General features: G+C 66.0%; 27 protein-coding genes. 12 read left to right on the top strand and 15 right to left on the bottom strand.

Going from position 1 to position 26326, the window contains the following annotated elements:
- Positions 1 to 95: 95 nt before the first annotated feature.
- Positions 96 to 1322: an MFS transporter gene (locus ACT3HL_RS11545; protein ID WP_445086983.1), complete on the bottom strand. Its 1227-nt coding sequence runs from the start codon at positions 1320 to 1322 to the stop codon at positions 96 to 98.
- A gap of 200 nt (positions 1323 to 1522) precedes the next feature.
- Here ACT3HL_RS11545 and ACT3HL_RS11540 point away from each other — a divergent pair, with 200 nt between their 5' ends.
- Positions 1523 to 2668 (top strand): amidohydrolase family protein, encoded by a 1146-nt coding sequence (locus tag ACT3HL_RS11540; protein WP_445086982.1) that lies wholly within the window; start codon positions 1523 to 1525, stop codon positions 2666 to 2668.
- Between the two features lie 16 nt (positions 2669 to 2684).
- A complete protein-coding gene (locus tag ACT3HL_RS11535; protein ID WP_445086981.1) occupies positions 2685 to 3038 on the top strand; it encodes a Rieske 2Fe-2S domain-containing protein in 354 nt (117 codons plus the stop codon).
- A gap of 44 nt (positions 3039 to 3082) precedes the next feature.
- Here the strand turns inward: ACT3HL_RS11535 and ACT3HL_RS11530 are convergent, their stop codons facing one another.
- Positions 3083 to 4447, bottom strand: a complete 1365-nt coding sequence (locus ACT3HL_RS11530; RefSeq protein WP_445086980.1) for an aminomethyl transferase family protein — start codon at positions 4445 to 4447, stop codon at positions 3083 to 3085.
- Between the two features lie 252 nt (positions 4448 to 4699).
- Complete coding sequence (locus tag ACT3HL_RS11525; protein WP_445086979.1) at positions 4700 to 5158, bottom strand: DUF6789 family protein; 459 nt, start codon at positions 5156 to 5158, stop codon at positions 4700 to 4702.
- A gap of 163 nt (positions 5159 to 5321) precedes the next feature.
- Between ACT3HL_RS11525 and ACT3HL_RS11520 the strand changes: the two genes are divergently transcribed.
- The gene (locus tag ACT3HL_RS11520; protein WP_445086978.1) at positions 5322 to 7499 is read left to right on the top strand and encodes a helicase C-terminal domain-containing protein; all 2178 of its coding nucleotides are present in this window, start codon (positions 5322 to 5324) and stop codon (positions 7497 to 7499) included.
- Between the two features lie 30 nt (positions 7500 to 7529).
- On the opposite strand, the gene ACT3HL_RS11515 is transcribed toward ACT3HL_RS11520, so the two are convergent.
- Positions 7530 to 8051, bottom strand: a complete 522-nt coding sequence (locus ACT3HL_RS11515) for a 2'-5' RNA ligase family protein (protein WP_445086977.1) — start codon at positions 8049 to 8051, stop codon at positions 7530 to 7532.
- 222 nt (positions 8052 to 8273) lie between these two features.
- On the opposite strand from ACT3HL_RS11515, the gene ACT3HL_RS11510 reads away from it, so the two are divergent.
- Both ACT3HL_RS11510 and ACT3HL_RS11505 read left to right on the top strand, forming a co-directional pair.
- The gene (locus ACT3HL_RS11510) at positions 8274 to 8807 is read left to right on the top strand and encodes a halocyanin domain-containing protein (RefSeq protein ID WP_445086976.1); all 534 of its coding nucleotides are present in this window, start codon (positions 8274 to 8276) and stop codon (positions 8805 to 8807) included.
- Between the two features lie 39 nt (positions 8808 to 8846).
- Complete coding sequence (locus ACT3HL_RS11505) at positions 8847 to 9461, top strand: hypothetical protein (protein ID WP_445086975.1); 615 nt, start codon at positions 8847 to 8849, stop codon at positions 9459 to 9461.
- Between the two features lie 72 nt (positions 9462 to 9533).
- On the opposite strand, the gene ACT3HL_RS11500 is transcribed toward ACT3HL_RS11505, so the two are convergent.
- Complete coding sequence (locus ACT3HL_RS11500) at positions 9534 to 9743, bottom strand: DUF7554 family protein (RefSeq protein WP_445086974.1); 210 nt, start codon at positions 9741 to 9743, stop codon at positions 9534 to 9536.
- A gap of 113 nt (positions 9744 to 9856) precedes the next feature.
- On the opposite strand from ACT3HL_RS11500, the gene ACT3HL_RS11495 reads away from it, so the two are divergent.
- On the top strand, positions 9857 to 11041 hold the full coding sequence (locus ACT3HL_RS11495) for an SPFH domain-containing protein (RefSeq protein WP_445086973.1): 1185 nt from the start codon (positions 9857 to 9859) through the stop codon (positions 11039 to 11041).
- A 64-nt stretch (positions 11042 to 11105) separates the two neighbouring features.
- Positions 11106 to 11258 (top strand): hypothetical protein, encoded by a 153-nt coding sequence (locus ACT3HL_RS11490; RefSeq protein ID WP_445086972.1) that lies wholly within the window; start codon positions 11106 to 11108, stop codon positions 11256 to 11258.
- A gap of 16 nt (positions 11259 to 11274) precedes the next feature.
- Here the strand turns inward: ACT3HL_RS11490 and uvrB are convergent, their stop codons facing one another.
- Positions 11275 to 13389, bottom strand: coding sequence for an excinuclease ABC subunit UvrB (gene uvrB, locus ACT3HL_RS11485; protein ID WP_445086971.1), 2115 nt, complete (start codon positions 13387 to 13389; stop codon positions 11275 to 11277).
- Between the two features lie 114 nt (positions 13390 to 13503).
- The gene (locus ACT3HL_RS11480) at positions 13504 to 14736 is read right to left on the bottom strand and encodes an MFS transporter (RefSeq protein ID WP_445086970.1); all 1233 of its coding nucleotides are present in this window, start codon (positions 14734 to 14736) and stop codon (positions 13504 to 13506) included.
- Positions 14737 to 15073: 337 nt separating this feature from the next.
- Here ACT3HL_RS11480 and ACT3HL_RS11475 point away from each other — a divergent pair, with 337 nt between their 5' ends.
- On the top strand, positions 15074 to 15343 hold the full coding sequence (locus ACT3HL_RS11475; protein WP_445086969.1) for a DUF7553 family protein: 270 nt from the start codon (positions 15074 to 15076) through the stop codon (positions 15341 to 15343).
- Positions 15344 to 15513: 170 nt separating this feature from the next.
- Here the strand turns inward: ACT3HL_RS11475 and ACT3HL_RS11470 are convergent, their stop codons facing one another.
- The 3 genes from ACT3HL_RS11470 to ACT3HL_RS11460 form a co-directional block, all read right to left on the bottom strand.
- Entirely contained in the window at positions 15514 to 16137 is a 624-nt protein-coding gene (locus ACT3HL_RS11470) for a transcription antitermination protein (protein WP_445086968.1), read from the bottom strand.
- Positions 16138 to 16217: 80 nt separating this feature from the next.
- The gene (locus ACT3HL_RS11465; RefSeq protein ID WP_445086967.1) at positions 16218 to 17714 is read right to left on the bottom strand and encodes an Hsp70 family protein; all 1497 of its coding nucleotides are present in this window, start codon (positions 17712 to 17714) and stop codon (positions 16218 to 16220) included.
- 236 nt (positions 17715 to 17950) lie between these two features.
- The gene (locus tag ACT3HL_RS11460; protein ID WP_445086966.1) at positions 17951 to 18817 is read right to left on the bottom strand and encodes a rhodanese-like domain-containing protein; all 867 of its coding nucleotides are present in this window, start codon (positions 18815 to 18817) and stop codon (positions 17951 to 17953) included.
- Positions 18818 to 19068: 251 nt separating this feature from the next.
- Here ACT3HL_RS11460 and ACT3HL_RS11455 point away from each other — a divergent pair, with 251 nt between their 5' ends.
- The 3 genes from ACT3HL_RS11455 (at position 19069) to ACT3HL_RS11445 (ending at position 21359) form a co-directional block, all read left to right on the top strand.
- Positions 19069 to 19845: a rhodanese-like domain-containing protein gene (locus ACT3HL_RS11455; protein WP_445086965.1), complete on the top strand. Its 777-nt coding sequence runs from the start codon at positions 19069 to 19071 to the stop codon at positions 19843 to 19845.
- Between the two features lie 56 nt (positions 19846 to 19901).
- Entirely contained in the window at positions 19902 to 20900 is a 999-nt protein-coding gene (locus tag ACT3HL_RS11450) for a hypothetical protein (protein ID WP_445086964.1), read from the top strand.
- Positions 20901 to 21086: 186 nt separating this feature from the next.
- Positions 21087 to 21359 carry a DUF7521 family protein gene (locus ACT3HL_RS11445; protein ID WP_445086963.1) on the top strand — a complete coding sequence of 91 codons (273 nt, stop codon included), beginning with the start codon at positions 21087 to 21089 and terminating at the stop codon, positions 21357 to 21359.
- Here the strand turns inward: ACT3HL_RS11445 and ACT3HL_RS11440 are convergent.
- The 3 genes from ACT3HL_RS11440 to hisB all read right to left on the bottom strand — a co-directional run bounded on the left by ACT3HL_RS11440 (position 21356) and on the right by hisB (position 24180).
- Positions 21356 to 23131, bottom strand: coding sequence for a cbb3-type cytochrome c oxidase subunit I (locus ACT3HL_RS11440; RefSeq protein WP_445087048.1), 1776 nt, complete (start codon positions 23129 to 23131; stop codon positions 21356 to 21358). The two genes, ACT3HL_RS11445 and ACT3HL_RS11440, sit on opposite strands and share 4 nt — an antisense overlap.
- A gap of 108 nt (positions 23132 to 23239) precedes the next feature.
- A complete protein-coding gene (locus ACT3HL_RS11435; RefSeq protein ID WP_445086962.1) occupies positions 23240 to 23440 on the bottom strand; it encodes a hypothetical protein in 201 nt (66 codons plus the stop codon).
- 95 nt (positions 23441 to 23535) lie between these two features.
- Positions 23536 to 24180 carry an imidazoleglycerol-phosphate dehydratase HisB gene (gene hisB, locus ACT3HL_RS11430; protein WP_445086961.1) on the bottom strand — a complete coding sequence of 215 codons (645 nt, stop codon included), beginning with the start codon at positions 24178 to 24180 and terminating at the stop codon, positions 23536 to 23538.
- A gap of 130 nt (positions 24181 to 24310) precedes the next feature.
- On the opposite strand from hisB, the gene hisG reads away from it, so the two are divergent.
- Positions 24311 to 25156: an ATP phosphoribosyltransferase gene (hisG, locus tag ACT3HL_RS11425; protein WP_445086960.1), complete on the top strand. Its 846-nt coding sequence runs from the start codon at positions 24311 to 24313 to the stop codon at positions 25154 to 25156.
- Between the two features lie 10 nt (positions 25157 to 25166).
- Here the strand turns inward: hisG and ACT3HL_RS11420 are convergent, their stop codons facing one another.
- Both ACT3HL_RS11420 and ACT3HL_RS11415 read right to left on the bottom strand, forming a co-directional pair.
- Positions 25167 to 25553, bottom strand: a complete 387-nt coding sequence (locus ACT3HL_RS11420; protein WP_445086959.1) for a DUF7473 family protein — start codon at positions 25551 to 25553, stop codon at positions 25167 to 25169.
- Between the two features lie 34 nt (positions 25554 to 25587).
- A complete protein-coding gene (locus ACT3HL_RS11415; RefSeq protein WP_445086958.1) occupies positions 25588 to 26151 on the bottom strand; it encodes a TATA-box-binding protein in 564 nt (187 codons plus the stop codon).
- Between the last annotated feature and the right edge of the window lie 175 nt (positions 26152 to 26326).

Raw genomic sequence — 26326 nt, 5'->3', positions numbered from 1 at the left:
TCATCAAATACCCGGTGTTTTCGCCACCTCCAAGGGCCGGGGATCGGTGGCGTATATGTCTTTGAAAATTCATATTGCCGCCTTCTGGCGAGAACTCACCCGTCCCCGTCCGGTTCCGAGGTGAACTTCACGGCCACTATCGCCCCGTAGACGATCGCAGCGAGTGCAGCGGCGACAAACGCGCCCTCGAAGCTCACGACGCCGATCAGAAACCCCATCGTCAACGGGGCGAGCGTCAGTGCTCCGCTCTTGAAGAACTGCAGGCCGCTCATGATCCCCGCCCGCTGATCCTCGTCAGCGAACGCCGCGACAGCGTCGTTGATGACCGGGTTCAGTACCGCCTCTCCGAGCGCGTAGAATACGGTGGCGACCACTAGGGTCCAGACGTCCGGGGAAAACGGGAGGATCGCCGTTCCAACGGCGGCGAGTGCGACGCCGAGGAGAATCGTGTTCCGCCGACCCAACCTGAGGAGCACAGACCCCGACACCGGCGAGACGAGCACGCGGATCCCCCCGTATACGCCCAGTACCGTTCCGGCGACCGTGGCGACCGATCCCAGCTCCGAGACCACGAACACGGGGAGGAATGTGGTGAAGCTCGCCTTCAGGAAAAACAGCGTGAACCCGCCGGCGATGAAGATGGCGAGACGTCGATCGGCGGCGGCGGCGATCGTTCGGACGTACGCGCCGAGCGCTGCGACGATGGTTCCGTCTCCGCGGCCGGCGTCGTCCCTCAGCGGCTCTGGATAGTACCAGTACACGAGTAGCGCGACGGGAAGCGCCAGCGCGAACAACACGAACGGCAGTTGCCACGTCACGATAACGAGAACGCCCGCGACGATCGGTGCGATGGCGCTGGCGAGTCCGTTGATGCCCGAGCGGATCCCCTGTGCGGTCGACCCCTCAGCACCGGTGTACAGGTCCCCGGCGAGCGTTGCCGACAGCGGCAACACGCCCGCGAACGCCGCGCCCTGTACGGCCCGCAAACCCAATAGTGCGGGATAGCTCATCACCCAGAGCATCGCGATTCCCGAGACGCCGAACAGGAGAAGCGACGGAATCAGGATCGTCCGCCGTCCGTAGAGATCCGCACCGATGCCGACCAACGGAACCGAGAGCGTCTGCGTGAAAAAGAACATACTCATCACGAGTCCGATCTCCGATTCGGTGAGCGCGAACTCGCGCCCGATATCGGGGAGTGCGACGGGCGCCGCGTTAAACCCGAGCGCCGCGACGCCACTCGAGAGGAATACCACGAGGAGGGCAGAGTCCGTCAGTAGCGTTCGATAGGAAACGCCGGTGGCGTCTGAGGAGCGCGCCATCACCGAGTCGGTACCCGCACCGATTGTAAATAGTTGATGTGTATAGATCTCCGTTCAAGCGTTCAACTGCCGATCACGTATGGCCCTCGACGACGTCGACGGTACCCCCGCTATCGAGTCAAACGTTCAACGTGTGACCGCTCTATGGCCTTTGTTACCGACCCTACTGATTTATACTGTGACTCCGATATTAATAATCTATGTCCGTGAAGAAATTCCAACCTTCGGACCGACCGGAGATCCCGGACGCCGCCAGAGAGGCGTTCATCGTCGACATCGACGTCCACCTTTCGATCAAAATGCTCGACGATCTGTTCCCGTACATGGACGATCGGATCGTCGACAAACTCGATCGCCCGTGGGGGAAATACCAGTTCGAGGCCATCGACTGGCTTCCCACGTGGGCGAACGACGCCGGCGGGATCGGCGTCGACAGCCACGGGACGGCGAAAGACGGAGACGACATCTTAGCGATGATGGAGTCGATGGGGACGGACGTCCCGATCGTCACCCCGGGGTTCCAGAGCCTCCCGCAGGTCGCCTACCCCAGAATGAAAGAGGAGGTCTGTCGCGCGTACAACGATTACGTGCTGGAGAACGTCACGCCGGTACACGACAACGTCCGGGCGCAGCTGCTTCTCCCGCTTTGGGACCCCGAGGCGGCCGCGGCGGAACTCGACCGCGTCGGGAGCGAGCCCGACTTCGCGGGCGCCTACGGGTGGTTCGGGAAGTTCTGGCGACTCGGGAACCCCGAGTACGATCAGCTGTACGACAAACTGACCGAGTTGGATCTCCCGCTCTCGCTTCACTTGGACGTCGCGTCCTACGCCGACAGAGCGACGCCCGAGGGGGAGGCGATCCGGACGTGGATCGAGGCCATCGGGTTCGATCCCGCGACGCACGCGATCATGAACACCGTGAATATGATCGTCACTGGCGTGTTCGATAAGTACCCCGACCTGAACGTCGTCTATCAGGAGGGAGGCGTTCACTGGCTTCCGTTCGTCGCGTATCGAATGGACGAGTTCTACCAGCACACTCCCGAAGACGTTCAGTTGGCAGAGCGGATGTACGACCAGGGCAAGGAGTACCTCGATAAGCTCCCCAGCGAGTACCTCTGGGAGAACATCAAATTCTCCACGCAACCCGTCTGTCTCCCCGATAACCCGAAGCACTACAAGTGGCTCTTGGAGATGGAGCACGCCCATAACACGCTGATGTTTGCGACGGATTGGCCGCACAGCACGAACGATCCGCCGACGTGGATCTTCGAGCACCCGCATATCGACGACGAGATGCGCGAACGCATCCTCCACGAGACGGCAGAAGAGGTCTACCGGCTGTGAGGCTGGAGGAGACACGATGACAAAACACACCGTGGGATCCGTCGACGAGGTGCCGGACGGGGGCGTGATGGGTGTCGAAGTCGACGGGCTGGAGATCGCCGTCTTCAACTGCGATGGCGAGTTCTACGCGATGCAGAACCGCTGCATCCATCGGAGCGCGGCGCTCCACCGGATTGACGAGGAGCGGATCGGCGAGGAGGACTGCCTGACGGAGGGGCCGGGCGATATCGACTGTGAGGCACGCGTCGCCGCCTGTCCGTGGCACGGCTGGAAGTTCGACCTCGAGACGGGACAGCACCAGACGACCGAAAAGCGGATGCGGACGTTCCCCGTCGTCGTCGACGGCGACGAACTACGGGTCGAACTGTAACCGTTCTGCGGGGGGCGATACGTCTCTCTGTCACGCTCGCGGTGTCACGCCTTGCGGAGGTCCTCCGTGTACGGTACCGGAGCGACTGTCGCCGAGACCTCCGTGGGCTCGTGGTCCTCGATTCGGGGATTGACCGAACCGCGTCCCTCGCCCCAGTGGACAGTGACTTCGGTCCCGGGCTCGCTGTGTTCCAGATCGACGACGGCGAGCGACGCGACGCCGCGAATGTCCGGTTCGTACGAGCGTCGACGGGAGATGCCGACGAGTTCGCCGTCTCTCGTCACGCTGTCGAACGCCGAGTTCCCCCAGCGGGAACGCGGAAGCTCGAAGTACTTATTCGGGGTGCCGTCACCGTACAGCGACGCGTACACGTCGACCATATCGTCGTCGTCCCAAAGCAGGGAGACGAACTCTCGCTGTTGGTTGTCGAGCTGCTCTCTGAGTGCTTCCCTCCCGACGTAGTCGTGATCGAAGTCGACGAGACCGCCGAAGCCGTACTCCACCGGCGTCATGTAGTAATCCGTGATGTCGTCGGAGTCGTAACTCCCCTCGATCGAGAACGAGGCCTCGCGGCGGTCCGTCCCCAGCCACTGTCTGAAGTCCGCCATCTCCTCGCCGTCGTACACCGGTGGCGGACCCGCGCCGATCCAGCCGAGTCGAACCGACTGTGAATTATAAGCCTTCGACCCGAGGTGTCTGATTCCGAACTCCTCGCCCGCCTCGAGGATCGCGCTTTTTATTTCATCAGCGTGCTCGAACGGCCCGTGGAACTCGAATCCCGGCTGCGTGGACATCCCGTGACCGAACGCTCGGACCCGCTTTCCCGCTAACGTGATCTCTCTGAACTTGTAGAAACCGATGTCTTTGATGTCCGCGTCGGTTAGTTTCGAGAGGGTCGCGTACGCGTCCGGTCCCTGTACCTGAATGATGAAGCTCTCGGGGTCGCCGCCGTCTTTCTTCGCCGTGGGCGGATCGAACGATGCCGTCACGTCGTAGTCGCCGACATCGAGTTGGTACTCGAGCCAGTTCTCCGCGCCCCACGGGACGCCCCAGAACTCCTCTTCGCCCAGCCGAAGCAGCGGCCCGTCACCGATGAGGTGTCCGCGAGCGTTGCAGAGGACGATGTGCTTCCCGTCGCCGACCTCGAAGTTCTCGAAGCTGTTGACCGAGAAGTCTTTGAAGAACTGAAAGGCGTCCGGCCCCTCGGCGTGGATCTCCGTCATATGGTGAGACAGATCGCCGAGCGCGACCGATTCGATGATCGCTCGCTGTTCTTCGATCCAGTTCGTTATCTCGTTGGGAATCGCCGGAAAGTGTTCGCCGAGGGTGAACGCCGTGGCGTTCCCCCGCAGCATTTCGACGATGTTGTCCGACTCTCGGACTAACTCGTCGACGTTGTTTGCGCACATTGGCACTTGGTGACTCTCCCCATTTTGTATTAATATTTCCTACTAAATAGTGATATACAGATATCAACTCTGTCTCTGCGTTTTCTCACCTCCTGAATTTCGGGCGTTTTCGTGTCTGAAAATTCATAACTACTTTTGGCATTTATATTACTCATCTTACCATTGTGGTGTTCGCGACGGAAGAGTATCGTGTCGGCGCTGATCGGGAACCCCCGCTCTATCTGTGGCGGTTCCGGACGACTCTCCTCGGGGCTACTGACGCCGGAACGCAGAGTAGGAGACGCCCAGTACCGCCCCGTAGACCACGTGTCCGACGAGACTCGTGACGCTCACGTTCGGTAGCGGCGGGTTCGCCGGCGAACCGACGGCCGAGAGCCAGACCGGCATCACGATGACCGCGAGAACGGCCCAGAGAACGACGCCGTAGCCGACGCCGTACGCGATGGCTTTCGCGGTCGTCAAGTCAGGCCGGGTGGTCGCGAACGCGGCGAAGACCACGCCCAACACGGCCCCGTGGGCGACGTGGATGGTGAAGCCCGCGGCACCACCCGCCAGGAAGTACATCGAGGGGATCGCGACTTCGATGACCGGCCGCATCTGCATCACCATCAACGCGCCCATCACGATGGCCGCGATGACACCGGCGACGACGCCGTACTGCCACGCGTTGTCTTCGGTCTGTACTGCTGTCGTGCTCGTTTCAGTCGCCATACCGGAAAGTACTCCGCCATCCCAGATAACGGCGTCTCGGCGAGGCGATTTCAGCGCACGAGGCCAGTAGTGTTATGTGGAATGCTACCGTCGCACACTAGGAACGGATTCTGCCTCCTCGCCCGCCCGAGGCTTTTAATCGCAAGCGGCCCGAGAGACCACCGTGTCCACGACCGGCGAGTACGAGCGGTTCTTCCCCTACGAGGAACCGTATCCGAATCAGCGCTCCGCGATGGGGGAGATAGCCGGCGCGCTGGACGAAGAGCGCGACGTCCTCTTAGAGGGCGCCCCGGGGACTGGAAAGACGCTTTCGGCGCTCGTTCCGGCTCTCGCGTACGCGCGACGGACCGATAAGACGGTGGTCATCACCACCAACGTCCACCAGCAGATGCGGCAGTTCGTCGAGGACGCGCGCGCGATCACCCGAGAGGAACCGGTTCGCGCGGTGGTGTTCAAAGGCAAGTCGTCGATGTGTCACATCGACGTCGAATACCAAGAGTGTCAGACGCTCCGCGATACGACGCGAACGCTCGTGGAGAAAGAAGAGGAACGCGAGGAGCTGACCGAGCAGGCGGAGGCCCTCCTCGATCGGATCCGTGCGGGCGAAGACCGCGCGGGCGACGCCCGGAGCGCCGTGACGGACGAGCTCGACGCCGTCGAATCGGACCTCGAGGAACTCCGCGACGGCAACGTCTGCGAGCACTACTACAACAACCTCGTCGGCGACACCGACGAGTTCTTCGGCTGGCTCTTCGAGGGCGTGCGGACGCCCGAAGAGATCTACGAGTACGCCGACGAACGGCAGCTCTGCGGGTACGAACTCCTCAAAGAGGGGATGGAGGCGGTCGATCTGGTGGTGTGCAACTACCACCACCTGCTGGATCCGAACATCCGCGAGCAGTTCTTCCGGTGGCTGGGCCGCGATCCCGAGGACGTCGTCACCGTCTTCGACGAGGCCCACAACATCGAGTCGACCGCGCGCGACCACGCGAGCCGGACGCTGACGGAGAACACCCTCGAAGAGGCGCTCTCGGAGCTGGAAGACGCCGACGACTCGCGCGCGGAACCGGCCGAAAACGTCCTCTCGGCGTTCCTCGGGGCGCTCCGCGGCACCTACGACGACGCCCTCGGCTTCGGCGAGCGCGAGCAGGTCGGCGACGACTGGCACGACCTCTCGATCGCGAACCCGGACCGGCGAGACGACCTGACGCTCGCGTTTCTCGACCGCTATGAGGGCCGCGGGATCAGCTCGGAGATCGACCTCGCTCTGCAACTCGGTCGGACCCTGGATCGGGAGTACGAAGAGGCCTACCGCGACGGGACCGCGACGACCCGCGCGGAGTGTCAGACGCTCCAGGCCGCCGAGTTCGTCGCGGCGTGGATGGCCGACGGCGGGAAGCTCGGCCAGCACCCGCTGTGTTCGGTCCGTCGCGACGGCGCGACCGACGAGGTGTACGGGCGGGCGGAGCTGTACACCTGCATCCCGCGGGAGGTGACAGAGACGCTGTTCGAGGAGGTCCACGCGAGCATCCTGATGTCGGCGACGCTGCGCCCCTTCGACGTGATCGAGGACGTGCTGGGGCTGTCGGACCCCGCGACGATGGCGTACGGGCTCGAGTACCCGGAGGAGCGCCGGCGGACGCTCGCCGTCGAGGCGCCCGCGCTGTTCAGCTCCGAGCGGGGGAACCCCGAGACGCAGTCGGCGATCGCCGACGTACTGGCGGACGCGACCCGATTTACGCCGGGGAACGCGCTGTTTTTCTTCCCCTCCTACGCCGAGGCCGAGCGGTATCACGAACTGCTTCGGAGCCGCCCGGACGTGGGAAGCCGGCTGTTTCTCGACGGCTCGGACGTGGACACGGAGTCGACGCGGCGCTCGTTCGTCGACGGCGACGACGCCGCGCTCTTCACGTCGCTGTGGGGGACGCTCGCTGAGGGCGTGAGCTTCGACGGCGACGACGCCCGGACCGTCGCCGTCGTCGGCGTGCCGTACCCGCACCTCTCTGAACGACTGGAGGCGATTCAGGACGCCTACGACCGCGCGTACGACGACCGCGAGGGGGCGGGCTGGCGCTACGCGGTCGAGATTCCGACGATTCGGAAGACGAGACAGGCCCTCGGTCGGGTCATCCGCGCGCCGGACGACTTCGGGGTGCGGCTGCTCGTCGACAAGCGCTACACCCAACAGAGCGTGGAGATGGGAAAGTACGGCGTTCGCGAGAGCTTCCCGCGCGAGGAGCGCGCGGAACTCGTCGACGTGGCCCCCGAGAAGCTCAAGTTCTCGATGCTGAACTTCTACGCCGACCTCGACGCCTACGCCGGGGAGCCGCCGCGACCGTAGCCGGCCGCGTGAGGCGGTTTCGTCTCGGCCTCACCCGAGCGGAATCCGCGTGGCGTCCTCGCGGTAGCGCGAGTCCCAGACCCGGAGTTCCCCGGCCGTCCACTCGATCGGTTCGATCTCCCGTCTGGCGACGAGGTCGGCGGCGTCCGCGACTCGCCCGCCGCGAGCCAGCGTCACGTGCGGGACGTAGCCGTCGCCCTCCAGCCCCTCGACGGTTCCGAAGGAGTCACAGAGCCGGCGATGCAGCGCCCGGAGGTCGGCGCTCTCGACGGCCAGATAGACCACGGGTCCGGGGCCGCGCGGTGGCGTCTCGAAGTAGTCGAGCCCCGTCACTCGAAGTTCGAGGCTCGCGGGCGCGTGTCGTCGAAGCAAGGGCCGGAGCCGCTCTCGGAGCCGCGGCAGCGAGTCGGCGTGGTCGTCGAGCGCCGTGTCGAAGCGCTTCGCGAGCAGCGTGTGCCGCTCGCGGATCCGCTCGAAGCGGGTGAGTTCCGGATGCAACTCGGAGGCGAGTCGCGCGACCTGCCCCGGAACGGGTACGTTCAAGCTAAACACGGGTGATCGTGCGGCGACGCGGACCAAGAAGCCGTCGGAGCGATCCGTCGTCGTCGACCGAACGGGTCGAAACCGCGAGGGTGAGACCGGAGTGCGGGAGACCCCCGCCGCGCACGGCAGTACGGTACTCCTATCGCACTGAACAGAACCCGACCCGGGCGTAACTGGCTCCATAACTAACTCTCGGGCCGGATACTCGTCTCTATGCAGTCTCGTCCTCGTATGAGACGGCGGAGATGCGTTCAAGCGACTGGACTCGCGGTGCTGACGGCGATAGCCGGCTGTACTGGGAACGGCGGGGGAGACGGGAACGGCGGGGACGGTGGAGACGGCGCCCCGGCTCTTACCGGCGACGACTACCCTGCGGTCGACGCGTGGCTCACCGAGACCGACGTCGGGGCCGCGGCCCCGAATTACGACGGCTCGATCGTCGACCGGCGCGACCAAGAGGCGATCACTGTCGGTGTCGGAACGGGCGATACGGGGACGGAGTTCGACCCCGCCGCGGTGGCGGTCGACGCGGGAACGACCGTCCGGTGGGAGTGGACTGGCGAGGGAGGCGCCCACAACGTCGAGGCCGAACCGGACGATCAGATCGGAGAGTCCGACTACGAGTTCTCCTCCGGGGATCCTGTGGACGAGGAAGGCGAGACCTACGAGCAGGTGCTCGATGAGCCGGGGGTCGCGCTGTATCACTGTGAGCCCCATCTCACGGTGGGAATGAAAGGGGCCGTCGTGGTCGCGGAAAGCGGGTGAAAGCTTTGTGCGGCCCGCGCGTCTCGTCTACTGAGACGTATGTCCGACTCCCCGATTTCCACGTCCAGACGGCGACTTCTCGGCGGCCTTTCGGGTGCGCTCCTCGCGGGAACGTTGGCCGGGTGTGGCGGATCTGACGGTGCGAGTGAGACGACCACCGGAACGAGAACCGAGGCCGCCGGCAACGAGGAAGGAACGGAATCGACCGACGCCGGGGAGGGAACGGAATCGACCGACGCCGGGGAGGGAACGGAATCGACCGACGCCGGGGAGGGTGAGCCGTCCCTCGATCTTCGGGAGGCGAACGTCGTGGACGTCGCCTTCGAGCGTCAGAACGGAGCGTTCGCCTTCGACGTGACCCTTCATCACGACGACGACGGCGAGGACGGGTACGCGAACTGGTGGCAGGTCGAGCGCCTCGACGGGACGCGACTGGGTCGGCGAGAGCTACTGCACGCCCACTCCCGGCAGCCGTTCACGCGCTCGGACACTGTCGAGATCCCCGAGGACGTGACCTGTGTCGCCGTCCGCGGCCACGATCAAACGCACGGCTACGGGGGACGGCTGGTGCTCGCGAACCTCGATTCGGGCGCGACGCGGCCCGTCGATCAGGGGTCGGAGCGGCGGGCCGTCGGGGAGATTGACTGTCCCTGAGTGGGGTGATCGGTCGGCCGGACCGCTCGCCGATGGCGGGCGTCTTGATCGTCCTCCCGTCGACGCACCGTTTCAGATCCGGTCGAGCAGCCACAGCACGATCAGGGCGATGACGACGATTCCCAGGATTGGGCGGAGCGGACCGAGGATCCACGCGAGGATGTCGAGAATTCCGCCGATCACTTCCAAAACGAGCCAGACCACGACGAGGACCAGTACGATCTTCAGGAGGTCCTCGACCTCCAGTTTCGCTCGGTCGACGCCGGGACGCGGAATGCGCATACGCGCTCTCACTCGAGCGACCGTCAAGTGCCTTCGGGTCGCGCCGGATCGGCCCCGCCGATCCCCGGTCCCGCTCGGGACATCCTTAATGCCACAGGCTCACAATGTCAGCCATGGCGAGTCTCTTCCGCGAACTCGGTCGGCTCTCCGCGCGCGGGCCACCGGGCTGGCTGCTCCCCGCTGTGGGCGTCGCCGCCGCCGTCTTCGTCGCTCTCGCGCTCTTCGGCGGCGACCCGACGGCGCTCGTCGGACTCGTCGCCCTCGCGCTCGCGATCGCAACGGTTTACAGCGCCGTCGAGATCGTCAACGCCTACGAGAAGCGCGCGCTCACCGTGTTCGGTGAGTACCGGAAACTGCTGGAACCGGGACTCAACGTCGTCCCCCCGTTCGTCTCGAAGACGTACACCTTCGATATGCGGACCCAGACGTTCGACGTGCCGAAACAGGAGGCGATCACCCGCGACAACTCGCCCGTCACCGCCGACGCGGTCGTCTACATCCGGGTGATGGACGCGAAACGGGCGTTTCTGGAGGTCGACAACTACAAACGCGCCGTCTCGAACCTCGCGCAGACGACGCTTCGGGCCGTCCTCGGCGACATGGAGCTCGACGAGACGCTGTCGCGACGCGAGAAGATCAACCGACGGATCAACGAGGAACTCGACGAGCCGACCGACGAGTGGGGGATCCGCGTCGAGAGCGTCGAGGTCCGGAGCGTCAAGCCCAGCGCGGCCGTCGAGAACGCGATGGAAGAGCAGTCCTCCGCCGAGCGCCGCCGCCGGGCGATGATCCTCGAAGCGCAGGGAGAACGGCGCTCTGCGGTCGAGCGGGCCGAGGGCGAAAAGCAGTCGAACATCATCCGCGCGCAGGGCGAAAAGCAGAGTCAGATCCTCGAAGCGCAGGGGGACGCCGTCGCGACGGTCCTCCGCGCGCGCTCGGCCGAGTCGATGGGCGAGCGGGCGATCGTCGACCGCGGGCTGGAGGCGCTCGCGCGCATCGGCACGTCGCCGTCGACGACGTACGTCGTCCCACAGGAACTCACGAGCCTCCTCGGGCGGTACGGCCGCGGGCTGACCGACAGCGACGTACAGACGTCGGCCGGGCTGGAGAGTCTCGATTTCGACGCCGAGACGCGCGAGCTCCTCGGCCTCGACGAGATCGACGAGATCGCCGCCGCGGTCGAGGAGATCGAGAGCGTCGACGCCGTCGGCGACCTCCCCGGCCGCGAGGACGGCGAACCGGCGGCAGAAGCCGACGTCGACCTGAATATCGAAGAGTCCTACGAGACGACGCGATAACGGTGAGCAAAAGAGGCGCAGAAGATAGAAGCTCTTAGATGCGTGTCCGCCCTGTTTCCGGGCGATGATAGCTCCGCTTCACTTGGGTCTCGAACATCCGAACGCTCTGTGGCTCGTCGGCGCCGGACTCCTCGCGTTCCTCGCGGGTCTCGCCGTCAATCTGTACCGCTCGCGTCGTTCGCCTTCCTCCCTCGACGCCGCCGAAGGGACCGAATAGTCGCGACGTCGACGGGTCACTCCTCTGGGTCGGCCTCGTCGACCGGCACGCCGTCGAGCGGATCGGCGCCGGGGTCGACGCCGTCGTCGCCGCGCGACTCCGCGTCGTCCTCCCGGATACCGAACTCCTGTCGGAGGTCGCGAATTCGGTCGCGGATGTCGGCCGCGAGCTCGAATTCGAGGTTGTCGGCGGCCTCTCCCATCCGATCCTCCAGATACGCGATCTGCTCGCGCGCCTCGTCCGCGTCGGTCGGCTCGTCGGTCGGGGACCGTTCGCTCCGATCGCCGCTGCCGGGGAGGTTCGTCTCGCCGACCGACTTCTCGATCGTTTTGGGCTCGAAGCCGTGCTCCTCGTTGTACCGCTGTTGGATCCGCCGACGCCGCTGCGTCTCCTCGATCGCGGCGGCCATCGAGTCCGTCGTCTCGTCGGCGTAGAGGACGACCTCGCCCTCGACGTTTCGGGCGGCCCGTCCCATCGTCTGCACGAGCGTCGTCTCCGAGCGGAGAAAGCCCTCTTGGTCGGCGTCGAGAATCGCCACGAGCGAGACCTCGGGGATGTCCAGCCCCTCTCGGAGGAGGTTGATCCCGACGAGGACGTCGATGTTCCCGAGCCGGAGGTCCCGGATCAGCTCGTGGCGCTCCAGCGTGTCGGTCTCGTCGTGCATGTACGCGACGTCGACGCCCGACTCCTCGAGGAACTCCGTGAGGTCCTCTGCCATCCGCTTCGTGAGCGTCGTGACGAGCACGCGCTCGTCGCGTTCGATCCGCTCGTCGATCCGCGAGAGTAGGTCGTCGACTTGACCGGTGGCCTCGGCGAGTTCGATCGCCGGGTCGACGAGGTGCGTCGGTCGAACGATCTGCTCGACGATCTGCTCGCTTCGCTCCCGCTCGTAGTCGCCGGGGGTCGCCGAGACGTAGAGCGTGCGGTCGGTCTTCTCGCCGAACTCCTCGAACGTCAGCGGGCGGTTGTCGTAGGCCGTCGGGAGCCGGAAGCCGTTCTCGACGAGCGAGTCCTTTCGGGACTTGTCGCCGGCGAACTGCCCGCGGATCTGCGGGAGCGTCTGGTGGGACTCGTCGACGACGGTGAGAAAGTCGTCCGGGAAGTAATCGAGCAGCGTGTACGGCGCCTCGCCGGAGTCGCGATCGGACATATGAACCGAATAGTTCTCGATTCCCGAGCAGTAACCCGTCTCTCTGAGCATCTCGATGTCGAACGTCGTGCGCTCCTCGATCCGCTGGGCGGCGACGAGGTCGCCCTGTCGCTCGAAGTAGCCGACGCGCTCGTCCATCAGCTCCTCGATCTCCGAGATGGCCGCCTCGAGCTTGTCCTCGGGGATCGAGTAGTGCTCCGCCGGGTGGACGAGCACCGCCGGCTCCTCGGAGACGACCTCGCCCCGCAGGGGATCGAGTTTGGTGAGGCGGTCGATCTCGTCGCCCCAGAACTCGATGCGGACGGCGTAGCGGCCGTACATCGGGTACACCTCCACGGTGTCGCCGCGGACGCGGAACGTCCCCTGCTGGAAGTCGACGTCGTTTCGCTCGTAGTTCAGATCGACCAGCCGGGCGAGCAGTTCGTCGCGGTCGAGCCGGTCGCCGAGTTCGACCCGGAGCGCCATCTCCGTGTAGTTGGTCGGGTCGCCGAGCCCGTAGATCGCCGACACCGAAGCCACGACGATGACGTCGTCGCGGGTGAGAAGCGACCGCGTCGCCGAGTGGCGCAACCGGTCGATCTCCTCGTTTATCGACATGTCCTTGTCGATGTAGGTGTCGGTCTGCTCGACGTACGCCTCCGGCTGGTAGTAGTCGTAGTAGGAGACGAAGTACTCGACGGCGTTGTCGGGAAAGAGGTTCCGGAACTCCTCGTACAGCTGCGCGGCGAGCGTCTTGTTGTGGGCGATGACCAGCGTAGGCTGTTGCAGTTCCTCGATGACCCACGAGACGGTGTTCGTCTTCCCCGACCCGGTGACGCCGAGGAGGGTCTGTTTTCCCATCCCCGACTCGAACCCCGACGCGAGCTGCTCGATGGCCTCGGGTTGGTCGCCCGCGGGGTCGAACGGGGCGTCGACGCGGAACTCCCGCTCGGCCGCCGGTCTGTCGGGCGAGAGCGGACTCGACCCGGAGGTGTCACTCATCGGAACGTGGTTGGTGATACACGCACTTGAGGCGGTCGGTTGGGATACACGCACGTGAGGCGGTCGGTTGGGATACACGCACGTGAGGCGGTCGGTTGGGAGATATGCGGGGGACTACGTCGAATCGGACGGTTCGTTCATATAGTACCCGGCGAGGGCTGCGAACAGACTCGCGACGGCGAGTACCCCGAGCGCGGGAGCGAACGACCCCGTGATATCGTACAGGAACCCGATGAGGAACGGACCGAAGAACCCGCCGACTTCGCCGACGGTGAAAATCAGCCCGGTCGCAACGGCCGTGAACTGCGGTCCGATCTCGTCCATTTCGATCGGAATCGCCCGAATGAGCGGCGATAATCCGCCGATAACGAACGTCCCAACGAGTAAGAGAGAAAACAGGACCGCGGGCACGGAATTCGCGGCGATCAGACCCAGCGTACCCACCGTTCCCGCGAGTCCGCAGGCGATGATCGGCAGCCGTCGAGTGCCGTATCGATCCGAGAGGACGGGGATTCCGACGATTCCGAGAATCCGGATGAGAATGAACAGACTCGTCAACATGGCCGCGAGCGACGGCGTTACGTCACGCGCTTCGAGGATCGCCGGGAGCCAGTTCGAGAGACCGTGAGAGATGAAGAGCCGCACCGTACCGACGACGACCAGGAGGAGGAGGCCGTAGTGGGTGAACACGCGGACGAGGTCCTCCTGCGCTGAGGCCAGCGAGAAGGACTGCCCCTCGGAGTGGACGTCGCCGTGATCGACCCGATCCCACAGATACCACGAGAGAATGAACCAACCCACCGAAAACGCGATGACCACCGCGCCGGTATAGCGGAAGACGGGCCGCCACCCCCCGGCGAGCGGGCCGACAAACGGGCGCGCGACGGCGAAGACGGTCGCACTTCCGAGGGTCGCGCCGACGATATACACCGACGACATCGTTCCGGACCGACCGGGTGGAAACAGTTCCGAAACGAGCTTCGGCAGCCCGAACGTGACGGCGGTCCCGCCGACTCCGAGAAAGAGCGTCGGGAGCAGGATCGTCACGAACCCCTCCGAGACCCCTCGTAGTACGTGGGCGACGCCGATGACGAATAATCCGACCCCGAGGGATCTCCGAGAGCCCAGTCGGTCGATAGCGAGCCCCGAAACGAGCGAGAGGGGGATGTAGCTGAGTTGAACGGCGCCCGTCACGACGCCGGCTTGGGTGCTGGAGAGTCCCAAGTCCTCGATGATCGGTACGAGAAACGCGGCGAGAGAGAACCACGAAAACGTGAACAGAAAGTAGCCGACACTCGCGGTCCCGAGCAGCACGTACGCCTCGATCGAGAGTCGTTGTCTTGGCATTGGTCCCCCGCGATTCTGATTTCCGCGGATCCGGCTTTAACTCACGCAACAGGAAGGAAACAGTTTGGGTCGCCGGGAGTTGAATCCCCCGATGACTCTATCGTCGCGTCCTTCGCGGCTATCGTCGCGTGTGCAACTGATTGCGCACCCGGTCGCATACAGTCGTGTGATCAGTTGCAAACGCTACTATAGCAAACGCGACGACACTCGCTACGTAATCAGATAGCAGCACGCATATCCTGGGCTACGTCGCAGACCGTTCAGACATCCGGTAATTCGCTATCACCGAACACTCGCTTTGAGAAGCTCTTTTTATCCGGCGGACGCAGACATCGGTATGGCACACGAACTCCTCGAAGCGGCGAGCGATCACCTGCGCGCGGCCGCCGAGTCCGCGAGCGGCGACGTACAAGAGCGAATCTACGACCAATCGGACGCCCTCGCGGAGCTCGCAGCGAGCGATCGGACGCCCGATCACGGCCGACTCGCCCGGCACATGAACGTCCTCGCCGAACTGGCCGACGAGACGGCGGGGACCGCCCACGATGACGTCGTCGCCGCGCGCGAAGAGGTCTCGGAGTTCCGAGAGGGCGTCGAGGGCGTCTGACGCCCGGGCGACGATTGTCGCACGCACGTCATACGCACAGCCGCTCTACCCCTCTATTTCGGGTGGAGGTTGCGAACGTGTCACGTCCGGGGCGGACGTGACGCCGAAATACCAAATCGGTGACGCCCCCGGCGAGTGTTCGCATGCGACGAGCGGACGGCGAGCCGCGATCAGCAGACGTTCTTCGGCTTGATACCGAGCGACTCGAGCGTCTCGACGTAGTCGTCGTAGGCGGCGTCGATCACGGCGTCGGCGGCGTCGCGGGCGGCGTCCCAGTCGTCGCCGCCTTGGCAGCCGTCCTCGAGCGCGTCGACGATTCGGTCTCGCTCCGATTCGAGGTCCGAGCGGATCGACCGGAACTCGTTGGCGGCCGTCGGATCCGCGTCGCCGACGAAGAAGCCGACCATCTGCCTCGCGTGTTCGAGCGCGACGAGGGAGCGACCGAGCAGTCCGCCGAGCCGAGCGGGCGCCGACTCGAACGTCGAGAGGGCGCCGTACATAAGCGGTTCGTCGGCGAGCGCCGGATCGTCGACGACGTCCGCCGCGCGCTCGCGGGCGCCCTCGGCGAGGTCGGCGAAGAGCGTCGTCTCGTCGCCGCTCTGGTCGGCCGTCTCGCTCGTCCACTCGTCGAGGACCGCCGCGAGCGCGAGCGCGTCGTTCGCCGCGGCCGCGCGGATCCGGTCGCCGTCCATCTCGCCGTCGGTGAGCGCGTACATCGCCTTCGAGGAGCCGAGCCGCGAGAAGGCCGTCTCGTGGTCGTCGCGGAGCGCGGCTTCGAGGTCGTTCCCGTTCATACACTTTCTTCCCGCGCGGGGCGCTTGTAGCCATCGACCGCGGCCGGTCCGCTCGGCGAGTCGACCTCTCGGGCCGGGAGCTACTCGATTCGCTCGACCCGCTCGGGAAGCTTCTCGCGGTGGGCTTGGATCTCGTTCTCGAAGAGCCCAGCGCCCCCCTCCGCGTTGACCGACTTCCCCTCGCCCGACGCCCCGTCCTCGGCCTCGACCTCCACGAGTCCGTCGCCGTCGATCCGGAAGGTCACCTCGATCTGCGGTGCGCCCCCCGGGGCCGGTCGGATACCGGTCAACTGGAACGTATCGAGGGGTTCGTTCTCCGCCGCGACGTCGCTTTCGCCCTGCAGGACGCGCACCTGCACGGTCGTCTGGTCGTCGCTCGCCGTGGTGAAGACCTTCGAGCTCTCGGTCGGCACCGTCGTGTTCCGCTCGATGAGCGTCTCGAACGCGCCGTCTTCGACCTCGATTCCGAGCGACTGCGCGGTGACAGCGAGGTCGACCGCGTCGTCGACGTGACCGCTGCGGATCCCGCCCTTGATCGCCGCACCGCGCGCGACGGTGTCGCCGGGAGCCGTCCGCTTTCTGGGTCCGATACCGAAGAACTGCGAGACCCGCTGCCGTATCTGTGGCATCTCTGCGGCGCCGCCGACGAGGAGCACCTCGTCGATGTCGTGCGTTTCGTAGGCGGCGTCCTCGAGCGTCCGCTCGATCGGATCGACGATTCCCTCCGCGAGATCCCGCGTCGACGACTCGAACTGCGCTCTGGTCAGGGTTCGCTCGATGCGGTTCGCCTCGCTCCCGTCGACTCCGGTCAGATCGACGGATACGTCGGTCTCCTTCCGATCGGAGAGCTCTCGCTTCGCCGTTTCGGCGGCGCCTTTCAGGCGGTGATACGCCGCCGTGTCCTCCCGGAGGTCGACGCCGTGCACTCGCAGTACGTCGTCTGCGACCCAGTCGACGATCGCGTCGTCCCACCGGTCGCCGCCGAGGTCGAGGTCCCCGTCCGTGGCGACGACTTCGTACACCCCGCCCCCGAGGTCGAGCGCCGCCGTACTCAGGGTTCCGGCACCGAGGTCCAACACGAACACCGAGCGGTCGTCCCAGTCGCCGCGGTACCGGGCCATCGCCGCGGCGGTCGTCTCGTCGATGAGGCTGACGTCATCGAACCCGGCTATCTCGGCGGCGTCTCGAACCGCCTGCCGCTGACGGCCGTTGAAAAGCGTGGGGACCGCGATCACCGCGCCGCGGACGTCGCCGCCGAGGTCCTCTTCGGCGTTCCCTTTCAGCCGGCGCAGGACCCCGGCGGCGAACGCTTGAGGGCGGAGGAACTCGAGGGGGTCGTCGCCGACGTCGCGCAGGTAGCGCGCGGCCGACTCGACCGTCCGGTCGGGATACGAAGCCGCGACTTCCGTCGGCGATCCGCCGACGTATATCGTGTTGCCGTCCGTGTGCGAGACGGTCGAACCCACGGTCTCCTCTCCGATCCACCCCGAGACCAGTTCCGTGCCGCCGTCGCTCCAGACGGCGGCGCGGCTGGTCCGAGTCCCGAAGTCGATACCGAGAATGTGGTCGCCCGCCATATAGTGACGCTACGTGTGCGGCCGGCCCACTAAGTGATGTCGGTCAACTGACCCCGTCGCGTCGGTCGCGCCGCACCGCGTCCTCGAGATCCCCCGCTCATCGCGCGGCGTACTCGGGATCCGGCTCGGCCGGCGTCGACGTCGTTGCCGCCCGAGCGCGGGCCCGTCCGTTCTCTCCCGGAGGCGTCAGGGGGACACAAGGAGCAAAAACAGCAGAAGGCGACCGCAGAACGGGATTACTCGGCGTCGCCGGTCTCGATCGGCGCGCCGACGAGGTTGCCCCACTCGGTCCAAGAGCCGTCGTAGTTGACGACCTCGTCGTAGCCGAGTAGCTCGTGGAGCGCGAACCACGCGATCGAGGAGCGCTCGCCGATCCGGCAGTAGGCGACGGTGGTCTCCGAGCCGTCGATACCCTTCTCGGCGTACAGCTCTCGGAGCTCTTCGGCGGATTTGAACGTCCCGTCGTCGTTGACGGTAGCCGCCCACGAGATGTTCTGTGCGCCGGGGACGTGGCCGCCGCGCTGGGCCGTCTCCTGCAGTCCCGGCGGGGCGAGGATCTCGCCGGAGAACTCCTCGGGCGAGCGGACGTCCACGAGCGGGAGCCCCTCGTCGACGGCGTGGTCAACGTCGTCGCGGTACGCGCGGATAGACTCGAACGGTCCCCTCGCGGTGTAGTCGACGGCCGAGAAATCGGGGACCTCGTCCGTGGTCGGGTAGTCGTTGTCGAGCCAGTAGTCGCGGCCGCCGTTCAGGAGGCGGACGTCCTCGTGGCCGTAGTACTTGAACTGCCAGTAGGTGTAGGCGGCGAACCAGTTGGAGTTGTCGCCGTACAGCACGACCGTCGAGTCCTCGGAGATACCGTGGCTTCCGAGGAGGGCCTCGAAGTCCTCCTTATCGAGAATGTCGCGGTTTGTCTGGTCCTGAAGCTGGCTCTCCCAGTTGAACCCGATCGCGCCGGGCGCGTGGCCGTCGTCGTACGCTTCCGTGTCGACGTCGACTTCCACCAGTCGATACGCGGGGTCGTCGCTGTCGAACTCGTCGAGGCGCTCTTCCACCCACTCGGGGGAGACGAGCACGTCTTTGGCGTAACCGTCGTCTGTCATTGCGTCTCCCTCTATGCACCCTCCCCGTATAATCCTGACAGCAACGGCGTGTACTGCCCATCCTCCCGCCATCCAGAAAATATTGCCGCATCTGTGGCCACTGACAGCATCCGGACTGGAGAGGCCGCACAAACGGGCACCTGTCGTCGGTTCCGAGACGCTCAATGAGGAAATAATTTCCTCTTTCTCCGACACCGGGCGAGCGCGGACGCTTCGGCTACGTTGAAGGCGTTCCGGACGTACGTCGACATATGTACGAGAACGTCGTCGTCTCGGCCGATTGGGTGGCCGAGCGCCTCGACGAGGTGCGGGTGATCGACGTCCGCGACGCCTGGGAGTTCGAGGGTATCGGTCACGTGCCGGGCGCGGTGAACGTGCCGTTCGAGTCGTTCCGCAGCGAGACCGGCGACGAGGGGATGCTCCCGGGCGCGGAGACGTGGGAGTCGCTCCTGTCCGCGGCCGGCGTTGACCCCGACGACGACCTCGTCGCTTACGACGACACCCACGGCGTCTTCGCCGCTCGCTTTCTCGTGACGGCGGAGCTGTACGGTCACCCGCCGGAGCGCCTCCACCTGCTCGACGGCGACTACAGCGCGTGGAACCGATCCCGGGAGACGACTACCGACTCGCCGTCGCCGACGGAGACGTCGTACGCGGTTCGAGAGCCGGAGCGCTCGCCGCTCGTCGACTACGAGACCGTTCTGGGAGCGCTCGACGACCCCGACGTCACCATCGTCGACACCCGGGAGGACCGAGAGTTCGCGGAGGGGCACCTCCCCGGCGCGGTCAACCTCGACTGGCGGGAACTCGTCGACGACGAGACCCGGGGACTGAAGCCCGCCGACGAACTCGCCGCCGTCCTCGCCGACGTCGGCGTGAGGCCCGACGCGCGCGTGATCCTCTACTGCAACACCGCGCGGCGCATCAGCCACACCTACGTCGTCCTGCGGTCGCTCGGCTACGAGGACGTCGGTTTCTACGAGGGCAGCCTCACCGAATGGATCGAGCGGGGCGGGCCGACCCAGTAGGGGTGAGCGGCGGGCCGGTCGCGTGGTTTTATCAGCGTTCCCGCGAAGAACGCCGTATGCCGATGCGCCAACTCCGGAGCTGTGACTTCTGCGGCGGCGCGGCCGCGGGCGTCTACGAGGTCCTCCCGCCGGAACTGTCGCCGACGGAGGCCGAACAGCGGCGGATCGTTCTCTGTGCGGACTGCCTCGAAACGTTGGAAGCGGTGCTTGACCCCCTTCTCGCGCGGCTGGGCGTCGATGCGAGCGGCGAGTCGCGTTCCGCGGCCGGGCCGACGGACGCCGCGACGTCGCCGTCGCGCTCGGAGAATCCGTCTGTCGCACCGGACATCGATTCGGACCGCAGCGCGACGTCCGGCGCGGACGCCGTTGACGAGGATGACGCGGACGCCGTTGATGGGGATGACGCGGACGCCGTTGACGAGAGTGACGCGGACGCCGTTGACGAGAGTGACGCGGACGCGGACGAGGGCGCCGCCGCGATCGACGACCTCGACCCGCTCTCGGGCGGGCGACAGGCGGGCGGACCCGCTCCCGCGGAAGGGCCGACTGACGGGTCGCCGACCGGCGATACGGTGTCCGAGGAGACGATTGATCAGGCGACGAACGGTGTTCGGGACGCGAATTCATCGGCGGATCCCGACCCCGACTCGGCCGATGTCGGGGCGGACGCGGCCGCTACCGGGGACGATGTTGCCGGCGCGGGGTCGGAGGCTGACGCCGCTGACGCGGGGTCGGTGAGAGAAGCGGCCGACGTAGGGGCGGAGGATCATGTGGCCGACGCAGGGCCGGAGGCTGAGGCGGTCGACGTGGGGACGGGCGCCGCCGACGTGGCCGATGCGGGGGCGGACACGCCGACCGAGGGGGAGCCCGAGGACTTCAGGACGGTGATGCGACTGCTCGGGAACCGCGAGTTTCCGGTCGATCGGGACACGATCGTCGACCTCGCCGCGAGCGCCTACGACCTCGATCCCTCGCACGTCGAGCGCATCCTCGAGTACGCGACTGACCGCGGCCTGCTCGCGGACGACGGCGGTACGCTCGAGAGACCCGACTGATCCGAATCCGACGGGTCGGAACCGAACCGGGAACGGCGAGTGTCTGCGAAGGAGAGGTTCGCGCTGTTGTGCCGCTCCCGCTCTCCCGGACGAACATATTCGGCAATACGCCCAGCACCGACTACCGACTACTCTCGGTGTAATGTGCAGCGCCGTCAGACCCGTCTCGACGTGGGGTGAATCCGAGTGAGCGTGACGCCGGTGGCCGTCGGACTGAAGACGATCACCCTCGCGTTGGGCGGGTTGATCACGTTCTACGCGCTTCGGGCGTATCGACGGACCGGCTCTCCGGCCCTCCGAGCGCTGACCGTCGGATTCGGCGTCGTCACGCTCGGCGGACTGCTCGCCGGCGTCGTCGACCAGTTCTCACCGCTCGAACCCAGCGTCGCGCTCGTGGTCGAAAGCCTGTTTGCCACGGTCGGATTCGCGGTGATCCTCTACTCGCTGTACGTCGACTAGCGGGTGGTCGATTCCCCCTCGGCCCCGTCGTTCTTCGCGTCCGCGGGCGGTTTGGTCTCGGACTCGGGAGATACCTCGGTTCCTCCGTCAACGACCGCCGTCTGCTGACCCCGACGCGTGTCTTCGAGCCACTGCCACTCGTTAGTCAGCAGCCCGTCGCGCTCGAGGTTCCACGGATCGGCGCCGTCGATCTCCTTGCCCTCGACCCACGAGGAGACGAGGTTCCACACGAAGATCAACTGGCCGACCGTGAGGACGAACACCCCGAGCGTCGCTAGCTGGTGGAGGTCCGTGAAGTACCCGACGGGACCGACAGTGAGGTCGTAGCCGGCGTACCGTCGGGGCATCCCGCCGTAGCCGAGGAAGACCATCGGGAAGAACGTCAGGTTGGTCCCGATCATCGTGAGCCAGAAATGCCACTTGCCGAGTGTCCGCTGGTACCACCGCCCCGTGACCAACGGGAACCAGTAATAGATCGCCGCGAAGACCGCGAACGCGATGCCGCCCATGATGACGTAGTGGAAGTGCGCGATGACGTGGTACGTGTCGTGGAGGATCAGGTCGATCGGGACCGAGGCCTCGAACACGCCGGTGACGCCGCCGATGATGAAGTTGGCGACGAACCCGACGCAGAAGAGCATCGGCGTCGTCAGCCGGATCCGGCCGCCCCACATCGTCGTGATCCAGTTGAACGTCTTCACGGCGCTGGGAATCGCGATCGCGATCGAGACGGCCATGAACGAGGCGCGGAGCCGGGGATCCATCCCGGTCGCGAACATGTGGTGCGCCCACACGCCGAACGAGAGCACGCCGAGGGCGAGCGTCGAGTAGACGACGAACTTGAATCCGAACAGCCGACGCCCCGAAAACCGCGGCAGAATATAGCTGATCAGTCCCATCGGCGGCAGTACGAGGATGTAGACCTCGGGGTGACCGAAGAACCAGAACAGGTGCTGCCACAGCATCGCGCCGCCCTCGCCGGTGAAGAACGTCGTGCCGAAGTTGCGATCGAAGAGTAACATCACGATCGCGCTGCCCAGAAGCGGGAACGCAAAGAGGATCTGCCCGGACTGGACGAGCACCGTCCACGAGAAGATGTCGAGGTTCGCCCACGAGACCTCCTCGCCGCGCTCGGTGAAGATGGTGACGACGAAGTTGACCGCGCCCATCGTCGCGGAGACGCCCGTGAGGTGCAACCCGAGCAGCATCAGGTCGATTCCGGGGTTCGCCTGCTGGATGGACAGCGGTGCGTACAACGTCCACGCGGTCTGTGCGCCCTCGACGCCGACGCCGAGCGGATCGAGGATGACCCCGGCCCAGATCAGGAGCGCTCCCGGCGGGAGCAGCCAGAAGGCGATGGCGTTGATCCGCGGGAACGCCATGTCGTCAGCGCCGATCAAAAGCGGGATCAGGTAGTTCGAGAACGCCGCGAGCATCGGCGTCCCGAACAGAAAGAGCATCGTGATCCCGTGGGTCGTCATAAGCGCGTTGTACGTGGCCTCGCCGAGCAGGTCGACCGGCGGCGTCAGGAGCTCCGTCCGCATCAGCACGACCGCGATACCGCCCCACGCGAAGGAGATCACGGCGAACACCCCATACAGCAGTCCGATGTCCTTGTGATCGACCGTCGTCAACCACCGAAGCAGCCCGCCGGGCTTTTCGGCGTGCCCGTGGGCGGCCCCGGACTCGCCGACACCCCCCGCGGGCGTGTAGGAACGCCACGATTCGACGCGCGCGATCCACGCGACGACGGCCAGTAGAAACAATCCCATAACGGCAGTGAGTGCGAGTTGTCCCGATCCGGTCGGCATACGCCCTGCTTTCTGGGACGGGGGTATCGTCTTTACCGGGAACATGTTCACCGCGCGGTGGCGGGCGTTTCAGCGCGAACGAGAACCGTAGCGAGCGCGGATCCGAACCGGGAGGTTCGAGAGCCACGTGACCGGCCGCTCGATCGGACGTTCCGGGATCCGGACGATACTCCAGCCGAACCCGGGACGGCCGTGCTCTTCGACGACGTGCGCGCTGATCGCCGCGGTGTTGTCCGCCCGCACGTCACAGTGTCGGCAGCGAAACCGCATCAGCGGAGCTACTGGTCGTGCACGCAGGAGCGTTCGGACGAATATGTTCGCTCCGCGCGACGAGAGCGTACTGACGGGACGATCCGGGAGCCGCGCTACAGCGTCTCTTTGGTGCTCGGCGTGTCGCTCCGGCGCGGGTCGACGCGCGTGGCGTCGTCGAGCGCGCGGGCCAGCGCCTTGAACAGCGCCTCGACCTCGTGGTGCGCGTTGACGCCGTCGACCTCGACGTGCAGCGTCAGGCCGGCGTTCATCGCCAGCGAGTACGCGAAGTGCCGCGCCATATCGCTCGTGAATCTGCCGATCCGCTCCTGTGAGAACTCGCCCGCGAAGCCGAAGTGCGGCCGGCCGCTCACGTCGACGACGACGCCCGCGACGGCCTCGTCCAGCGGGACCTTCCGGTCGGCGTAGCGGACGATGCCGCGCTTGTCGCCCAGCGCCTCGTCGAACGCCTCTCCGAGGACGATCGCGACGTCCTCGACGGTGTGGTGGTCGTCGATCTCGAGGTCCCCGTCGCAGCGGACCGTCAGATCGAACAGGCCGTGCTTCGCGAACGCCTCGAGCATGTGGTCGTAGAAGCCGATCCCCGTCTCGATCGCGCCGTCGCCGTCGCCGTCGATCGCCAGCGTCACGTCGATGGTCGTCTCGGCGGTCTCGCGGGAGACGGCCGCGCTGCGCGCTCGCCCGTCGGCGCGCGCGTCGCCCTCGTCTGAGGTGCTTTCCTCGTCGGCGTCGCGAGTCATACCGGCGAATCGACGCCCGCGCCTATGATCGTTGTGCCTCGGAGGCCGCCCGACACGCCTCCGATCTCGATGGGGATCCGACGCCGAGTGCGAGCGAAAGTGGTACGTCGCGGGCGCGTGAGGTTCCGGTATGCGAATCGCCGTGCCCAACAAGGGCCGCCTGCACGATCCGAGCGTCGACCTCCTCGAACGGGCCGGTCTCCACATCGAGAGCGCCGCGGACCGAAAGCTCTACGCGGACACCGTCGACCCAGACGTGAGCGTCCTGTTCGCTCGCGCCGCCGACATCCCCGAGTACGTCTGGGACGGGGCCGCCGAGGTCGGCATCACCGGTCGAGATCAGGTCGTCGAGTCCGGCCGCGACTTGGTCGAACTCGTCGACCTGGAGTTCGGCCGCTGTCGGCTCGTCCTCGCCGCGCCCGAGGACGGCGACATCTCCGATCCGACGGACCTCGTCGGGGGGAGCGTGGCGACCGAGTTCCCCCGGATCGCCCGCGAGTACCTCCGGGAGAACGACATCGACGCGGACGTCGTCGAGGTGACCGGCGCGACCGAACTGACGCCGCACGTCGAGATGGCCGACGCCATCGTCGACATCACCTCGACGGGGACGACGCTGCGGATGAACCACCTCGCCGTGATCGACGAGGTGCTCTCCTCGTCCGTTCGGCTCTACGCTCACCCAGACCACGCCGACGACCCGAAGGTCGACCAGCTGGTGACCGCCTTCGAGTCGGTGCTGGCCGCCGAGAACAAACGCTACGTGATGATGAACGTCCCGCGGGACCGACTCGGCGACGTCCGCGAGGTCATCCCCGGGCTCGGCGGCCCGACGGTAATGGACGTCGCCGGCGACGACACCGTCGCCGTGCACGTCGTCGTCGACGAGCGCGATGTCTTCGAGGTCGTCAACGACCTGAAGGCCGTCGGGGCCTCGGGGATCCTCGTCACCGAGATCGAGCGGCTCGTCGAGTGAGCCGGGGGCGTCACCCCGGCGCGCTCGTCGCGAGCGCGAGGACCCCGAAGACGACGGTCCCGAGGATCACGCTGACGACGAAGTGAATGAGCGTGATGTACGCCGACAGCCCGGTCGACTCGCCGTAGACGTACCGCACGGCGACCCCGTCAAGCGCGAGCGCGACGGCGAGCCCCGCGAACAGCACGGGGGTGTTGTCGACGGCGAACGTCGCGACCAGGACGCTGATCGCCGCCGGGACCGGGCCGACGAGGAACGCGCTGCGGACGGGCACGTCGCCGAGCACGTTTCTGGCGGCGATGTGTGCCGTGACCGACAGGAAGATAGCGAAGGAGGCGAACGTGCCGGCGATCGCGAGCGCGCGTTCCGTGGCGGCCGACTGGAGCGTGACGAGCATCAGGGAAGCAACTGGGGGTCGTCGACGCGCGCGCTCACGCGTCGAGCAGGCCGAGGTCGCTCAGGCGGGACACGATCACGTCGACGGCCTCGCGGGCGTCGTCGGGCTCCTTGCCGCCGGTGATGACGAGCTTCCCGGAGCCGAAGAGCAGCGCGACCACCGAGGGCTCGTCGAGGCGGTAGACGAGGCCGGGGAACTGCTCGGGCTCGTACTCGATGTTCTCCAGACCGAGCCCGATGGCGATGGCGTTGAGATTGAGATTGCGGCCGAGATCGGCGGAGGTGACGATGTTCTGCACCGTGATCTCGGGGTCGTCGTCGACGGGGATCTGGAGGTCGCGGAGCTTCTGAAAGACGATGTGGAGGCTCTCGTGGACGTCGTCGGTCGACTTCGCGCCGGTGCAGACGATCTTCCCCGAGCGGAAGATGAGCGCGGCCGACTTGGGCTCTTGCGTCCGGTAGACGAGACCGGGGAACTGCTCGGGGTCGTAGTCGGCGCCCTCGAGGTCCATCGCGACGCTCTGGAGATCGAGTTCCTGACCGATCCCGGTGGAGGCGACGACGTTTTCGATGTTGATCGTGTCCTTGGGGTCGCTCATATAACGACTTAAACGTCGTATTTAAGGTTTAAAAAGATTGGTGCGCGGATCGACGGCCCGCCCGTCACTCGATCGCTGTTCCGAGCGCCCGGGCCGTCGATCGCCCGATCGGCCGACGAGTGCTCCGAACGGCGGTCGTTCGAGCCGCCGCTGACCGCTCCGAATGGCGATCATT

Source organism: Halobellus sp. GM3, assembly GCF_052545375.1.
Note: the sequence above shows the minus strand (reverse complement) of the source record. Positions and strands in the feature narration are given on the sequence as shown.

Excerpts from the sequence above, each read along its gene's own strand:
- ACT3HL_RS11500 (WP_445086974.1), bottom strand. The coding sequence starts at position 9,743 with ATGCGCATTCCGCGTCCCGGCGTCGACCGAGCGAAACTGGAGGTCGAG.
- ACT3HL_RS11420 (WP_445086959.1), bottom strand. The coding sequence starts at position 25,553 with ATGCTCGTCACGCTCCAGTCGGCCGCCACGGAACGCGCGCTCGCGATC.
- ACT3HL_RS11525 (WP_445086979.1), bottom strand. The coding sequence starts at position 5,158 with ATGGCGACTGAAACGAGCACGACAGCAGTACAGACCGAAGACAACGCG.
- ACT3HL_RS11455 (WP_445086965.1), top strand. The coding sequence starts at position 19,069 with ATGTACGAGAACGTCGTCGTCTCGGCCGATTGGGTGGCCGAGCGCCTC.
- ACT3HL_RS11480 (WP_445086970.1), bottom strand. The coding sequence starts at position 14,736 with ATGCCAAGACAACGACTCTCGATCGAGGCGTACGTGCTGCTCGGGACC.
- ACT3HL_RS11475 (WP_445086969.1), top strand. The coding sequence starts at position 15,074 with ATGGCACACGAACTCCTCGAAGCGGCGAGCGATCACCTGCGCGCGGCC.
- ACT3HL_RS11510 (WP_445086976.1), top strand. The coding sequence starts at position 8,274 with ATGAGACGGCGGAGATGCGTTCAAGCGACTGGACTCGCGGTGCTGACG.
- ACT3HL_RS11490 (WP_445086972.1), top strand. The coding sequence starts at position 11,106 with ATGATAGCTCCGCTTCACTTGGGTCTCGAACATCCGAACGCTCTGTGG.
- ACT3HL_RS11505 (WP_445086975.1), top strand. The coding sequence starts at position 8,847 with ATGTCCGACTCCCCGATTTCCACGTCCAGACGGCGACTTCTCGGCGGC.
- ACT3HL_RS11440 (WP_445087048.1), bottom strand. The coding sequence starts at position 23,131 with ATGGGATTGTTTCTACTGGCCGTCGTCGCGTGGATCGCGCGCGTCGAA.
- hisG (WP_445086960.1), top strand. The coding sequence starts at position 24,311 with ATGCGAATCGCCGTGCCCAACAAGGGCCGCCTGCACGATCCGAGCGTC.
- hisB (WP_445086961.1), bottom strand. The coding sequence starts at position 24,180 with ATGACTCGCGACGCCGACGAGGAAAGCACCTCAGACGAGGGCGACGCG.
- ACT3HL_RS11435 (WP_445086962.1), bottom strand. The coding sequence starts at position 23,440 with ATGCGGTTTCGCTGCCGACACTGTGACGTGCGGGCGGACAACACCGCG.
- ACT3HL_RS11465 (WP_445086967.1), bottom strand. The coding sequence starts at position 17,714 with ATGGCGGGCGACCACATTCTCGGTATCGACTTCGGGACTCGGACCAGC.
- ACT3HL_RS11495 (WP_445086973.1), top strand. The coding sequence starts at position 9,857 with ATGGCGAGTCTCTTCCGCGAACTCGGTCGGCTCTCCGCGCGCGGGCCA.
- ACT3HL_RS11545 (WP_445086983.1), bottom strand. The coding sequence starts at position 1,322 with ATGGCGCGCTCCTCAGACGCCACCGGCGTTTCCTATCGAACGCTACTG.
- ACT3HL_RS11450 (WP_445086964.1), top strand. The coding sequence starts at position 19,902 with ATGCCGATGCGCCAACTCCGGAGCTGTGACTTCTGCGGCGGCGCGGCC.
- ACT3HL_RS11415 (WP_445086958.1), bottom strand. The coding sequence starts at position 26,151 with ATGAGCGACCCCAAGGACACGATCAACATCGAAAACGTCGTCGCCTCC.
- ACT3HL_RS11530 (WP_445086980.1), bottom strand. The coding sequence starts at position 4,447 with ATGTGCGCAAACAACGTCGACGAGTTAGTCCGAGAGTCGGACAACATC.
- uvrB (WP_445086971.1), bottom strand. The coding sequence starts at position 13,389 with ATGAGTGACACCTCCGGGTCGAGTCCGCTCTCGCCCGACAGACCGGCG.
- ACT3HL_RS11470 (WP_445086968.1), bottom strand. The coding sequence starts at position 16,137 with ATGAACGGGAACGACCTCGAAGCCGCGCTCCGCGACGACCACGAGACG.
- ACT3HL_RS11535 (WP_445086981.1), top strand. The coding sequence starts at position 2,685 with ATGACAAAACACACCGTGGGATCCGTCGACGAGGTGCCGGACGGGGGC.
- ACT3HL_RS11540 (WP_445086982.1), top strand. The coding sequence starts at position 1,523 with ATGTCCGTGAAGAAATTCCAACCTTCGGACCGACCGGAGATCCCGGAC.
- ACT3HL_RS11460 (WP_445086966.1), bottom strand. The coding sequence starts at position 18,817 with ATGACAGACGACGGTTACGCCAAAGACGTGCTCGTCTCCCCCGAGTGG.